This window comes from Pseudomonas brassicacearum, from assembly GCF_003732225.1.
Taxonomy (GTDB): Bacteria; Pseudomonadota; Gammaproteobacteria; order Pseudomonadales; family Pseudomonadaceae; genus Aquipseudomonas; species Aquipseudomonas brassicacearum_E.
Window position 1 is genome coordinate 222496 of record NZ_MOBJ01000010.1, and the last position, 13317, is coordinate 235812.

At 59.6% G+C, this 13317-nt stretch carries 11 protein-coding genes; 8 read left to right on the forward strand and 3 right to left on the reverse strand.

The window, feature by feature from the left end; translation table 11 throughout:
- Positions 1-22: 22 nt before the first annotated feature.
- The 6 genes from BK659_RS17690 to BK659_RS17715 all read left to right on the forward strand — a co-directional run bounded on the left by BK659_RS17690 (position 23) and on the right by BK659_RS17715 (position 7039).
- Positions 23-1387: an aspartate aminotransferase family protein gene (locus tag BK659_RS17690; RefSeq protein ID WP_123426280.1), complete on the forward strand. Its 1365-nt coding sequence runs from the start codon at positions 23-25 to the stop codon at positions 1385-1387.
- A gap of 200 nt (positions 1388-1587) precedes the next feature.
- Positions 1588-2682 (forward strand): polyamine ABC transporter substrate-binding protein, encoded by a 1095-nt coding sequence (locus tag BK659_RS17695; RefSeq protein ID WP_123426332.1) that lies wholly within the window; start codon positions 1588-1590, stop codon positions 2680-2682.
- Positions 2683-2926: 244 nt separating this feature from the next.
- The gene (locus BK659_RS17700) at positions 2927-4021 is read left to right on the forward strand and encodes a polyamine ABC transporter substrate-binding protein (RefSeq protein ID WP_123426281.1); all 1095 of its coding nucleotides are present in this window, start codon (positions 2927-2929) and stop codon (positions 4019-4021) included.
- A 71-nt stretch (positions 4022-4092) separates the two neighbouring features.
- Positions 4093-5235 (forward strand): ABC transporter ATP-binding protein, encoded by a 1143-nt coding sequence (locus tag BK659_RS17705; protein WP_123426282.1) that lies wholly within the window; start codon positions 4093-4095, stop codon positions 5233-5235.
- 35 nt (positions 5236-5270) lie between these two features.
- Complete coding sequence (locus BK659_RS17710; RefSeq protein WP_185015408.1) at positions 5271-6152, forward strand: ABC transporter permease subunit; 882 nt, start codon at positions 5271-5273, stop codon at positions 6150-6152.
- Positions 6149-7039: an ABC transporter permease subunit gene (locus BK659_RS17715; protein ID WP_123426284.1), complete on the forward strand. Its 891-nt coding sequence runs from the start codon at positions 6149-6151 to the stop codon at positions 7037-7039. Before BK659_RS17710 ends, BK659_RS17715 begins: the two co-directional genes overlap by 4 nt.
- 110 nt (positions 7040-7149) lie before the next feature.
- Here BK659_RS17715 and BK659_RS17720 read toward each other — a convergent pair whose 3' ends face one another.
- Positions 7150-7791 (reverse strand): HD domain-containing protein, encoded by a 642-nt coding sequence (locus BK659_RS17720; protein WP_123426285.1) that lies wholly within the window; start codon positions 7789-7791, stop codon positions 7150-7152.
- Between the two features lie 266 nt (positions 7792-8057).
- On the opposite strand from BK659_RS17720, the gene BK659_RS17730 reads away from it, so the two are divergent.
- The gene (locus BK659_RS17730) at positions 8058-9023 is read left to right on the forward strand and encodes a GlxA family transcriptional regulator (protein WP_123426287.1); all 966 of its coding nucleotides are present in this window, start codon (positions 8058-8060) and stop codon (positions 9021-9023) included.
- Positions 9024-9130: 107 nt separating this feature from the next.
- Here the strand turns inward: BK659_RS17730 and BK659_RS17735 are convergent, their stop codons facing one another.
- Entirely contained in the window at positions 9131-11542 is a 2412-nt protein-coding gene (locus tag BK659_RS17735; protein ID WP_123426288.1) for a penicillin acylase family protein, read from the reverse strand.
- 101 nt (positions 11543-11643) lie between these two features.
- Positions 11644-12228 carry a DUF6436 domain-containing protein gene (locus BK659_RS17740; protein WP_123426289.1) on the reverse strand — a complete coding sequence of 195 codons (585 nt, stop codon included), beginning with the start codon at positions 12226-12228 and terminating at the stop codon, positions 11644-11646.
- Between the two features lie 109 nt (positions 12229-12337).
- Here BK659_RS17740 and bipL point away from each other — a divergent pair, with 109 nt between their 5' ends.
- Positions 12338-13291 carry a phospholipase BipL gene (bipL, locus tag BK659_RS17745; protein ID WP_123426290.1) on the forward strand — a complete coding sequence of 318 codons (954 nt, stop codon included), beginning with the start codon at positions 12338-12340 and terminating at the stop codon, positions 13289-13291.
- Positions 13292-13317: the final 26 nt, after the last annotated feature.

Consider the following 13317-nt stretch of genomic DNA (forward strand, 5'->3'; position numbering starts at 1 on the left):
CTCACCCAACCAGGAGAGCTTTATGATCAGCAAGAACCCGCAAACCCGTGAATGGCAAACCCTGAGCAGCGAGCACCACCTGGCCCCTTTCAGCGATTTCAAACAGCTGAAAGAGAAAGGCCCGCGGATCATCACCAACGCCAAGGGCGTTTACCTCTGGGACAGCGAAGGCAACAAGATCCTCGACGGCATGGCCGGTCTGTGGTGCGTGGCCATCGGTTACGGTCGCGATGAACTGGCCGATGCCGCCAGCAAACAGATGCGCGAGCTGCCTTATTACAATCTGTTCTTCCAGACCGCCCACCCGCCGGTACTGGAGCTGGCCAAGGCCATCTCCGACATCGCGCCGGAAGGCATGAACCACGTGTTCTTCACCGGTTCCGGCTCTGAAGGCAACGACACCATGCTGCGCATGGTTCGCCATTACTGGGCGATCAAAGGCCAGCCGAAGAAGAAAGTCATCATCAGCCGCAAAAACGGTTACCACGGTTCGACCGTGGCCGGCGCCAGCCTGGGCGGCATGACCTACATGCACGAACAGGGCGACTTGCCGATCCCGGGCATCGTTCACATCCCGCAACCGTACTGGTTCGGTGAAGGTGGCGACATGAGCCCGGAAGAGTTCGGTATCTGGGCGGCCAACCAGCTCGAAGAAAAGATTCTCGAACTCGGCGTCGACACGGTCGGTGCCTTTATTGCCGAGCCGATCCAGGGCGCCGGCGGCGTGATCATTCCGCCAGACAGCTACTGGCCGCGCATCAAGGAAATCCTCGCCAAGTACGACATCCTGTTCGTCGCGGATGAGGTGATCTGTGGTTTCGGCCGTACCGGCGAGTGGTTCGGCAGCGATTTCTACGGCCTCAAGCCCGACATGATGACCATCGCCAAAGGCCTGACGTCCGGCTACATCCCGATGGGTGGCCTGATCGTGCGTGACGAAGTGGTGAGCGTGCTGAACGAAGGCGGCGACTTCAACCACGGTTTCACCTATTCCGGGCACCCGGTTGCCGCTGCGGTGGCACTGGAAAACATCCGTATTCTGCGCGACGAAAAAATTGTCGAGCGTGTTCGTGCAGAAACGGCACCTTATTTGCAAAAGCGTCTACGGGAACTGAACGATCACCCGTTGGTGGGTGAAGTTCGCGGGGTAGGTCTGTTGGGGGCTATCGAACTGGTTCAGGACAAGGCGACCCGTGCGCGGTACGTCGGCAAGGGTGTTGGCATGATCTGCCGGCAGTTCTGCTTCGACAATGGGCTGATCATGCGCGCCGTGGGCGACACCATGATCATTGCTCCGCCGCTGGTGATCACCGAGGCCGAGATCGACGAACTGGTCGCCAAGGCGCGCAAGTGCCTGGACCTGACTCTGAGTGCGCTGCAAAGCTAAGTGCTAGGCTCTGAGCGAGGTCCGTGGCTGGCACTTCGCTCAGAGCGCACAAAGGATGGGTCTTTCCTTGAAAGCCTGCCTTGTAACTTGCCAGACTATCCGCTGTTTGAGTTGCCAAGGAATCGGCCGCTGGATCTTGGTTAACAAAAAATGTGCTTAAAAAAGAATAAATTGGAGCGTTACGCATGAAGGCATTAGGTTTGAAGAATACTGGCAAGACCCTGCTCGCCTTGTCCCTGATGGGCGTGATGGCTGGGGCAGCCCAGGCCGACGATAAAGTCCTGCACGTTTACAACTGGTCCGACTACATTGCACCGGACACCATCGCGAACTTTGAAAAAGAGTCCGGGATCAAGGTCGTCTACGACGTGTTCGACAGCAACGAAACCCTCGAGGCCAAGTTGCTGGCCGGCAAGTCCGGTTATGACGTAGTTGTGCCGTCCAACAACTTCCTGGCCAAGCAGATCAAGGCCGGTGTTTACCAGGAGCTGGACAAGTCCAAGCTGTCCAATTACGGCAACCTGAACAAGTCGCTGCTCAAAGCGGTTTCCATCAGCGACCCGGACAACAAACACGCCTTCCCTTACATGTGGGGCTCGATCGGTATCGGTTACAACGCCGAGAAGGTCAAGGCCGCGCTGGGCGTCGACAAAATCGATTCCTGGGATGTCGTGCTCAAGCCAGAGAACCTCGCCAAGCTCAAGGGCTGCGGCGTGAGTTTCCTCGATTCGCCGACCGAAATGCTGCCGGTCGCCCTGCATTACCTGGGCCTGCCAACCGACAGCCAGAAAAAGGAAGATCTGAAGAAGGCTGAAGAGCTGTTCCTGAAGATCCGTCCTTCGGTTACCTACTTCCACTCGTCCAAGTACATCTCTGACCTGGCCAACGGCAACATCTGCGTAGCCGTCGGCTATTCGGGTGACGTCCAGCAGGCCAAAACCCGTGCCGCCGAAGCCGGTGACAAGGTGAAAGTCAGCTACGCCATTCCAAAAGAAGGCGCTGGCAGCTTCTACGACATGGTCGCTATCCCTAAAGATGCGGAAAACGTCGAGGGTGCCTACAAGTTCATGAACTACCTGTTGCAGCCGAAGGTGATGGCTGAAATCACCAACGCCGTGCGTTTCCCTAACGGTAACGCCGAAGCCACTCAGTACGTGAACAAGGAAATCACCTCGGATCCAGGTATCTACCCGACAGCCGATGTGCAGTCCAAGCTGTATGCAATCGCCGATTTGCCAGCCGCCACTCAGCGTGAGCTGACCCGCAGCTGGACCAAGATCAAATCCGGTAAATAAGCTGTAAACCCCTGTAGCAGCTGCCGTAGGCTGCGTCCAACCGCGAAGCGGTTGAGCTCTCAAGAACGCGGGAAGGTCCTTCGGACCTTAACGCAGCCTTCGGCAGCTGCTACAGGAATCTGCATAAAAGTTTTGCTGGAAAGGTTTATCGAGGGTAAGTTGCGCGCCGGTTTTGTTGCCAGGCAGCCATGGCTGTCACGTAACGCTGGGCAACTTGGGCCCAACTATTTTAGAGGACCTTCACTTGCCTATTTCTTTATTTCGCAACGCCATGCTGGTCGGCGCCGGCCTGACGCTAGCCGTCAGTGTTCAAGCTGCGCCTACCGTGCATATTTATAACTGGTCGGACTACATCGGTCAGACCACCCTGGCAGATTTCGAAAAAACCACCGGCATCAAGCCGGTGTACGACGTGTTCGATTCCAATGAAACCCTGGAAGGCAAGTTGCTGGCCGGGCGTACCGGTTATGACGTGGTCGTGCCGTCCAACCACTTCCTGGGCAAGCAGATCAAGGCCGGGGCGTTCCAGAAGCTCGACAGGTCGCAGTTGCCGAACTACTCCAACCTTGATTCGGCGCTGCTCAAGCGCCTGGAGATGAACGATCCGGGCAACCAGTACGCCGTGCCGTACCTGTGGGGCACCAATGGCATCGGTTACAACGTCGACAAGGTCAAGGCAGTACTGGGTGTCGACAAGATCGATTCCTGGGCCGTGCTGTTCGAGCCCGAAAACATCAAGAAACTCAACAGCTGTGGCGTAGCGTTCCTCGACTCGGCCGACGAAATGCTGCCGACCGTCCTCAACTACATGGGCCTGAACGCCAACAGCACCAACCCGGACGACTACAAGAAGGCTGAAGCCAAGCTGCTGGCGGTACGGCCTTACGTGACCTACTTCCACTCGTCCAAGTACATCTCGGACCTGGCCAACGGTGACATCTGTGTCGCGGTCGGTTTCTCCGGGGATATTTTTCAGGCCAAGGCCCGTGCTGCCGAGGCCGGTAAAGGCGTGAACGTTGCCTACGCGATTCCCAAAGAGGGCGGCGCGTTGTGGTTCGACATGCTGGCGATTCCCAAGGACTCCAGCAACGTCAAACAGGCCCATGCGTTCATCAACTATGTGCTCAAGCCAGACGTGATCGCTCAAGTGAGTGATGCTGTCGGCTATGCCAACCCGAACCCCGGATCGGACAAACTGATGGAACAGTCGATTCGTACCGACCAATCGGTGTATCCACCGCAGGCGGTTCTCGACAAGACTTACGTGTCAATCGAGCTGCCGCCAAAGATTCAACGTTTGATGACCCGCAGCTGGACCAAGGTCAAGTCGGGTAAATAGTGACAAAGGCTCAGACTATCCAAGGTTCGCCTGCATTGGGTGAACTGCAAATTTTGTTGGGAGTTTCGTAAATGGCAGTTGCCTCCGGCGCCTATAAGAAAGCCCTCGAGGGCGACCAGTCACCTAAACAGGTGCTGGTCAAAATCGACCGGGTCACGAAGAAGTTCGACGAGACGATTGCCGTGGACGATGTGTCCCTGGAAATCAAGAAAGGCGAGATCTTCGCTTTGCTCGGCGGTTCGGGATCGGGCAAGTCGACCTTGCTGCGCATGCTCGCAGGTTTCGAACGGCCCACGGAGGGGCGCATTTTCCTCGATGGCGTAGACATCACCGAGATGCCGCCGTACGAGCGGCCGATCAACATGATGTTCCAGTCCTACGCCTTGTTCCCGCACATGACCGTGGCGCAGAACATCGCCTTCGGCCTGAAACAGGACAAGATCCCGACGGCTGAAGTCGACGCCCGCGTGGCCGAAATGCTCAAGTTGGTACAGATGAGCCAGTACGCCAAGCGCAAGCCGCACCAGCTCTCTGGCGGTCAGCGCCAGCGTGTTGCACTGGCTCGCTCGCTGGCCAAGAAGCCGAAGCTGCTGCTGCTCGATGAGCCGATGGGCGCGCTGGACAAGAAACTGCGTTCGCAGATGCAGCTCGAACTGGTGGAGATCATCGAGCGCGTTGGCGTGACCTGCGTCATGGTGACCCACGACCAGGAAGAGGCCATGACCATGGCCGAGCGCATCGCGATCATGCACCTGGGCTGGATCGCCCAGATCGGCAGCCCGATCGACATCTACGAAACCCCGACCAGCCGCCTGGTGTGCGAGTTCATCGGCAACGTCAACATCTTCGACGGTGAAGTGGTGGACGACGCCGAGGGCCATGCGCTGATTACCTGCAAGGACCTGGACCGCAACATCTACGTCGGCCACGGCATCAGCACTTCGGTGCAAGACAAGTCGGTAACCTACGCGATTCGTCCGGAAAAACTGCTGGTGACGGCAGAGATGCCGACCTGCGAACACAACTGGTCGAGCGGCAAGGTGCACGACATCGCCTACCTGGGCGGCCACTCGGTGTTCTACGTCGAACTGCCAAGCGGCAAGATCGTGCAGTCGTTCGTGGCCAACGCCGAGCGTCGCGGCCAGCGCCCTACCTGGGGCGATCAGGTTTACGTCTGGTGGGAGGATGACAGCGGCGTGGTACTGCGCTCATGAACACGCAAAAACTCAAACGCCAACTCAGTCGAATAATTCCCGGTGGCCGTCATCTGGTCATCGGGGTTCCGTTTATCTGGCTGTTCATGTTCTTCATGCTGCCGTTCTTCATTGTCCTGAAGATCAGCTTCGCGGAGGCCGACGTGGCCATTCCGCCGTACACCGAGATCTACAGCTACGTCGATCAGAAGGTCCAGTTGCTGCTGAATCTGGGCAACTACACGATGCTGGGCGGCGACGAGTTGTATATCGCCGCCTATCTTGGCTCGCTGAAGATGGCGCTGTTCAGCACCATTCTTTGCCTGCTGATCGGTTACCCGATGGCCTACGCCATCGCCAGTGCGCGCAAAGAGATACAGACCGTGCTGGTGCTGCTGATCATGATGCCGACCTGGACGGCGATCCTGATCCGTGTGTACGCGTGGATGGGTATCCTCAGCAACAACGGCCTGCTCAACGGCTTCCTGATGTCGATGGGCTGGATCAACGAGCCGCTGCAGATCCTCAACACCAACCTGGCGGTTTATATCGGCGTGGTCTATTCGTACCTGCCGTTCATGATCCTGCCGCTCTATGCCAACCTCGTGAAGCACGACACCAGCCTGCTGGAAGCCGCGTCGGATCTGGGCTCGAGCACCTTCAACAGCTTCTGGAAGATCACCGTTCCGTTGTCGAAAAACGGCATCATCGCAGGCTGCATGCTGGTGTTCATCCCGGTGGTCGGTGAGTTCGTGATTCCGGAACTGCTCGGCGGCCCGGAAACCCTGATGATCGGTAAAGTGCTCTGGCAAGAGTTCTTCAACAACCGTGACTGGCCGGTGGCGTCCGCCCTGGCGGTGGTGATGCTGGCGATCCTGATTGTGCCGATCATTCTGTTCAACCGCAGCCAAGCCAAAGAGATGGAGGGACGGGCATGAACCGTTTCGGTTTTTCAAGAATGATGCTGGTGTTCGGCCTGCTGTTCATCTACCTGCCGATGCTGATCCTGGTGATTTACTCGTTCAACGCCTCGAAACTGGTAACGGTTTGGGGCGGCTGGTCGGTGAAGTGGTACGTCGGTCTGCTGGATAACACCCAACTGATGGGCTCGGTGGTGCGCTCGCTGGAAATCGCCTGCTACACCGCGGTTGCCGCCGTAGCGCTGGGCACCCTCGCCGCTTTCGTGCTGACCCGCGTCACCCGCTTTAAAGGCCGCACGCTGTTTGGTGGCCTGGTCACCGCGCCGCTGGTGATGCCGGAAGTGATCACCGGTCTGTCGCTGTTGCTGCTGTTCGTGGCGATGGCGCAGATGATCGGTTGGCCGCAGGAACGTGGCATTGTCACCATCTGGATCGCCCACACCACGTTCTGCGCCGCCTATGTGGCGGTGGTGGTGTCGGCGCGCTTGCGTGAGCTGGACCTGTCCATCGAAGAAGCGGCCATGGATCTGGGCGCGCGGCCGTGGAAGGTGTTCTTCCTGATCACCATCCCGATGATCGCGCCGTCGCTGGCCGCTGGCGGCATGATGTCGTTCGCCCTGTCGCTGGACGATCTGGTGCTGGCGAGCTTCGTCTCCGGCCCGGGTTCCACGACCTTGCCGATGGAAGTGTTCTCGGCCGTGCGTCTGGGCGTGAAGCCCGAGATCAACGCCGTGGCCAGCCTGATTCTGCTGGCGGTGTCGATCGTCACCTTCATGGTCTGGTTCTTCAGCCGCCGTGCTGAAGAAAGCCGCAAACGTGCGATCCAGCAAGCCATCGAAGAGGGCGCTGCGGACTCTTGGAAACAACCGGACGTACGTCGCGCACAAGCACCGGAAGCGGCTTAAACCCCGCTGTCCCTGTGGGCGCGAGCTCGCTCGCGATAGCATCACCTCGGTTTACAGTTGAACCGAGTTGCCTGTATCGCGAGCAAGCTCGCTCCCACACACACACTGGCTTATACCACCCAAGGCGATGTGCGAATCACCTCGACGAAGTTCATCGGCTTGAACCCCGGCTCCTGATCCACCAGCACATCGGTCTTCACGTTGCCGAAGGTGGTTTGCGGGCGATGGCGCAGGCCGTCGGCAAAGGCGCAGATGATGCACTCCTTGAAACCGTCACCCCGTGGATGCGCATGCACCACCGCTTCACGCTGCACGGTTGAGAATGCCGCGTAGTCCACTCCCAACACGTCCATCTCCACGCCAGCGGTCACCAGCGCCACGGTCGGCCGCAGATGTTTGGGTACACCCGGCGTCGTGTGCAGGGCGATCGACAGCCAGACTTGCTCGATGTCGTCATCGCTTAACCCGTACGGTTTGAGGAAGGCTGCGGCAGCGTTTGCCCCGTCGACTTCGAAACGTTCGTCAGTGCTGCGATGACCTTCCACCAAACCCAGGTCATGGAACATTGCGCCGACGTACAGCAACTCCGGGTCGTAGGCCAGTTTTTGGCGTTCACCGCTTAAGGCACCGAACAGAAACACCCGGCGCGAGTGGTGGTAAAGCAGGTCGGACTCGATGTCGCGGATGTAGTCGGTGGTAGCGCGGGCGAGGGCGCTGTCGGGAATCTTGATGCCGGCGATGCTGCTGCTCATGCTGGTTGCCTCGTGGGGAACGCCGTGGCGGCGCTGATGAACCCAGTCTGTTCTCGCCTCCCAAAGCGAACAATCGACACGCGGCTGCGATCCCGGCCAATCAACGTGCAATTCGTGCCAGTTCGCTTCTTGGGGCCGGTTTCGTTAGGGTTGGCGGTGATCGCCAGAAAAGATCGCAGCCTGCGGCAGCTCCTACGGGTGTACGCGATCCTCTGTAGAGCTGCCGCAGGCTGCGATCTTTTTCACATTGAAGGTGAATTCGAACCATGCACAAATCCATTGCCATCGTGGTGTTCTCTGGCGTCCAGTCGCTGGATGTCACCGGTCCCATGGATGTGTTTTCCGAGGCCAATCGGTTTCTTGCGCCACAGGATCACTATCAACTGCACGTAATCGGCTTCGAACGCGGTGTAATGCCATGCTCGAACGGCTTGGCGCTGCACGCTCATCGGCATTTCAGCGAGGCGCTGGAGGCTTACGATTTGCTGTTGGTGGCCGGTGGGCCGCAGTTGCCGTTCGAGGATTTCGGCGCGCCGTTTCATGACTGGTTACGCAAGGCGTGCGCGCGTTCGCAGCGTTTCGGTTCGATCTGCAACGGCGCCTTCCTACTGGCCCGTGCCGGGCTGCTTGAAGGGCGTACTGTCACCACGCACTGGAGCGATGCCGCCGCGTTGGCGGCGCTGTGTCCGTCGACCCGGGTCGAAGCCGATCGGCTCTATGTCGAGGATGCTGAGCTGTTCACCTCGGCGGGCGTTACGGCGGGGATCGATCTGTCGCTGTATTTGCTCGCCAAGGATCACGGCCCGCAAGTGGCCTTGAGCGTGGCCAAGCGCTTGGTGGTGTTTACCCAGCGCTCCGGTGGGCAATCGCAGTTCAGCCCGTTTCTGACGCCGCACGCCGAAGCGACATCTCCTGTGGCGATGGTTCAGCATTACGTATTGGCCAACCTGACCGGCGATTTGGGCATCGCCGACCTGGCGACTGCGGCCAACATGAGCTCGCGTAACTTCTCACGGGTGTTCGCCCGAGAAGCCGGAGTCACTCCGGCAGAGTTCGTTGAGCAGGCACGGGTGGACGCTGCCCGAGTGATGCTCGAAAGCTCTCGGGCACCGCTCAAGACGGTCGCGTATCAATGCGGTTTTCGGGATGCCCAGCACATGCGCAGTGTGTTCAATCGGCGGCTGGGCGTGACGCCGCAGCAGTTTCGGCTGAATTTTTCGGCGATGCTTTGAGGCGCATTGTGGCGGGGGATTTAGAGGCCTTAAAAGATCGCAGGCTTCGCCAGCTCCTACACGAGTACTCCTCGTAGGAGCTGCCGCAGGCTGCGATCTTTTGATCTTTATTGCGCCACTCGCGCCGGCAACAGCTTCAAGGTGCTGCGGGTATTGGCCGTCACTTCTTCCTCGTTGAAATGCGCCTCTTGGTAGATGCCATCGATATAGGCTTCGGCCTGGTCATCGTAATGTGAGTCGAACGGCACGCCGCTTTGGCCGACCGGGTTGATGGTCAGGCAGTGGGCCGGGTCGGCGAAGTCGATGATCCGTCGGGTCGATGGGCCATAGGTCACTGGCCATGGTGCCGGGCCGATTTTGGCCGAGAGGTTGTTCGGTACTTCGTGGCTGCCGGGGGCGTCGAACGGGCCGACATTGAAGATTCGATCCAATGGCTTTTGCATGCCCAGCGGATGGCCATGGGTCAGGGTGTGGGCGTTGCCCCACAGCCACTGCGACGGGTCAGGGCCAAGGGTGGCTTTCAGGTGGGCGATGCTCGCCTGCCACGCGGCTTTGACGACGTCGGCGCGGGTTTCCTTGCCAAGCGTATTGCGGTTGTCCCACCACGGCGAATCCGCGGACGCGGCGAGCCGAGGCAACGCGGCATCGATGACTCGGGTCGAGAGCAGGGTCTCGAAAAAGCTGTCGCCGAGCTCGTCGTGAAACGCCCCATCGGCCAGGTTGAACACGAACTGGTTGAACAGTGTGGCACTGGTGGAGTACAGCGGGTAATCGCCTTTCCATTGCGCCAGTTGCTCGACCAGTTTCAACTCTTGCGGGTCGCCGACCACTTCACGCAGTACCGGCAACAGCGGCGCCAGCAGTCGAGGGCCGTAGCCGGTGGTGGTGCCCAGTTGCAGTTGTTGGCTGGCGTCGATGTCCCATTTCACGCTTTTGTCGCTGAGCTGGCGGTTGAGCTGCTGACCGCGATCCGGCAGGTTGTAGTAGCCAGGGATTTCCATGCCTGTCGGCGAAACCGGCTGGAAGTTGGCCGAGACGATGTAACCGCGTGCCGGGTTCTCTTCCTGAGGGTTGGCGCTGAACGGGTAGAAACCTTCCTTGTCGGCCTGATTGGTGCTGCCATCAAGAATGAACTCCGGCTTGACCCCGACCGGACGCTTGGGCAGTTGTGCCGCCGCCCACCAGCCGATGTCGCCCTTGGCGTTGGCCCAGACGATATTCAGCCCCGGTGCATGAACCTTGGCCGCTGCCGCACGGGCCTTGGCCAGGGTGTCGGCGCGATTGAGCTGGTAGAAAGCTTCGAGGATCGGGTTCTGGGTTTCGAGGAACCCCCACCACATGGCGATCGGTGTTTTGCCGGCGCCGGCGCCGAGCACGTCGTTGATGATCGGGCCGTGAGGCGACTGACGCAGCATCAATGTGACGGGCGCCTGGCCCTTCACGGCAATCTGCTGTTCGGTGTTGACCATGTCGGTCCACTTTCCGTGGTACCAGACCTGATTGGTATTGTCCGGGTTGACCTTCTCGGCGATCAGATCGAGGTCGTCGTTCTGGAACATGGTCAGGCTCCAGCCGAAGTCCAGGTTGTGGCCGAGGAAGGCAAACGGCACCAAGGCCTGATGGTGCCCGTAGAGCTCAAAGCCCGGCGCCGACAGTTGCGCTTCGTACCACACCGACGGCGTCGAAAAGCGAATGTGCGGATCACCGGCCAGCAGTGGTTTGCCGCTTTGGGTGCGCGTGCCGGAAATCACCCAGGCATTGCTGCCCTCGAACTGTGGCAGGCCGTTGTCGGCCAGTGCCTGCTCACTCAGACGCGCAATGGCGTTGAGGTCTTTCCAGTCAGTGGCGGAGAGCACCGGATTCTTGCTGGACTGACGTTTGGCCAGCGCGCCCTTGGGCTGCCAGTCGAGGTCGAAGATTTTCAGGTAATCGCTGCCCAGTTGATCACGCACATAAGTCAGCAACGGTTCGGTGCGAAACGCCGCGGCAAAACTGTAGGCCATGTAGCCGGCGACGCTGACGGTGTCTTCAGCGGTGAACGCGCGCTTATGGATGCCGAGTACGTCGAACTCCATCGGCGCGGCGTGGCTGTCCTGATATTGGTTAATCCCGTCCAGATAGGCTTGCAGGGCCTTCCACGCCGGGGACTGGCGGTCGAGTGCGGCCACGTAGCTTTCGGCGCGCTCGCGGATGCGCAGGCTGCGGAACAGTTTGTCGGTGTCGATCAGTTTCGGTCCGAGAACTTCGGCCAGCTCGCCACGGGACAGGCGCCGCATCATTTCCATCTGGAATAACCGGTCCTGGGCGTGTACGTAACCGAGGGCACGATAGAGGTCGGTTTCGTTCTCGGCGCGGATATGCGGTACGCCGCGCTCGTCGTAACGCACTGTCACCGAGCCTTGCAGGCGCTGCAATTCGACCTGACCCTGACGTATCGGCTGCTTGCTGTATACATACCAGCCACCACCTGCCGCGAGGGCGACGAGCAGCAGGGCCAGCAGGGTCAGGACGCGTTTCATGGTGACTCCTTGTTCTTCGGGGTTGCGCCAGCCAGGGGCGTCAACATTTAGCACAGACCTTGTGTACCGGGCATCACCTTCCTTGAAAAGTCCGGAATGCCCTAACGTGTTTCGTTGGCCTTCGCCCACGGGCAGTAGCAGCCCACCGCGAGGGTATGCGTGGCGCTCACCGGGCGGTCTTCGCTCAGTGCCTGGAGGATCGGTTCGATAAAGCTGTTGCTGGAATTGCAGGTCAGGCCTTCGCTGTACGGCCCGAAATACGCCAGTTTGCCGCTGCGATCCCAGATCGCTACCGCTGGGCTTGCGGGGATCTGTTCGGAACCCGGCAGGGCGTCGAGGGTTTTCAGGCGGCTCAAGGTGCTGGGTAACTGACCATGACTGCCGGGCTTTTGGACGGCATAAAACTCGACGCCTTGCGGTACAAAGTGCTCAAGCAATTCGGCCAGATGCTGTTGATTGCCGACGTTGCACGGGCAGGCCGGGTCCCAGAAATGCACGACGCGAATCGGGCCGGGGCCGGCCTGATTGGCGGGAAGGCTCAACGGATCGCCGGAAAACACCGCTGTGTGTGAGCTGAACGCTCGCAGGTAGCGTCCCTGAAACCAGTCATACGCGGCCCACAGCATGCCGGCGCACATAAGGGCGAGCAGGCTGGCAAGCAGTGTCGTGCGGTAGTGCGGGCGCATGCGGAACCATCCTTGAAGGTCGCGTAGCTTGCCATGCTTGCCGCGACAGATGAATATCGCAGGCCTATAAAGTCTGTTTTGCGCTGCGCGCTTTGCCTGGAAATCCGTCATGCCTGCGACCTTCAACCCCGATCATCTGCGTGCCAGCCTGCGGCCCTTGGCCGAGGCGCAGCCGTTGTCGGAGGAAGCGCAGGCCTATCAGCATTTTTATGGGCTGGATTTCCCGCAGCGCAGCGTGCCGGTCAAGCGCGGGCTCGGCAGTTTCAAGGTCGGTGGTTATCAGTTGGTCAGTCAGGTCTGGTGGCCACAACGGGCGGTGGCGACGATGTTCGTGTTCCACGGTTTCTACGATCACATGGGCCTTTACCGGCATGTGATCGACTGGGCTCTGGATCAAGGGTTCGTGGTGATTGCCTGCGATTTGCCGGGGCATGGACTGTCCAGCGGCGAGCGCGCCAACATCAAGGATTTCGCCGAGTATCAGGCGGCGCTGCAAGGGTTGTTCGATGAGGCGCGCGCTCTGGACCTGCCGCAACCCTGGCACCTGTGTGGGCAGAGTACAGGTGGCGCGATTGTTATCGATCATGTGCTGAACCAAGGTGCAGACAGTCCGGCGCAAGGGCAGGTGGTGTTGCTTTCTCCGTTGGTTCGACCACGTTCCTGGGGCTGGTCGCGCTTGAGTTATCACCTGATGAAGCCTTTCGTCAAAGGCATCGCCCGGCGATTCAGCGAGAACACCAACGACCCGGCGTTCTTGCCATTCCTGCAAGCCGATCCGCTACAGCCGCTGCGTTTACCAACTGCCTGGGTTGGGGCTCTGGCGCGGTGGATCAAGCGTATCGAAGCGGCTCCGCGCAGCAATCGCCGGCCACTGATCGTTCAGGGGCAGGCGGACATGACGGTGGATTGGGAACACAACCTTGAAGTGCTGGGGGGCAAGTTCGATCGACCGCAGGTGTTGAAACTGCCCGAGGCCCGCCATCATCTGGCGAATGAAACCCAGGCGTTGCGCCAGGAGTATTTCGGGTTTTTGACCAAGCGGATCAAAGGGCGGAATCTCTAGCGACTGTTGGGCCCCCATCGCGAGCA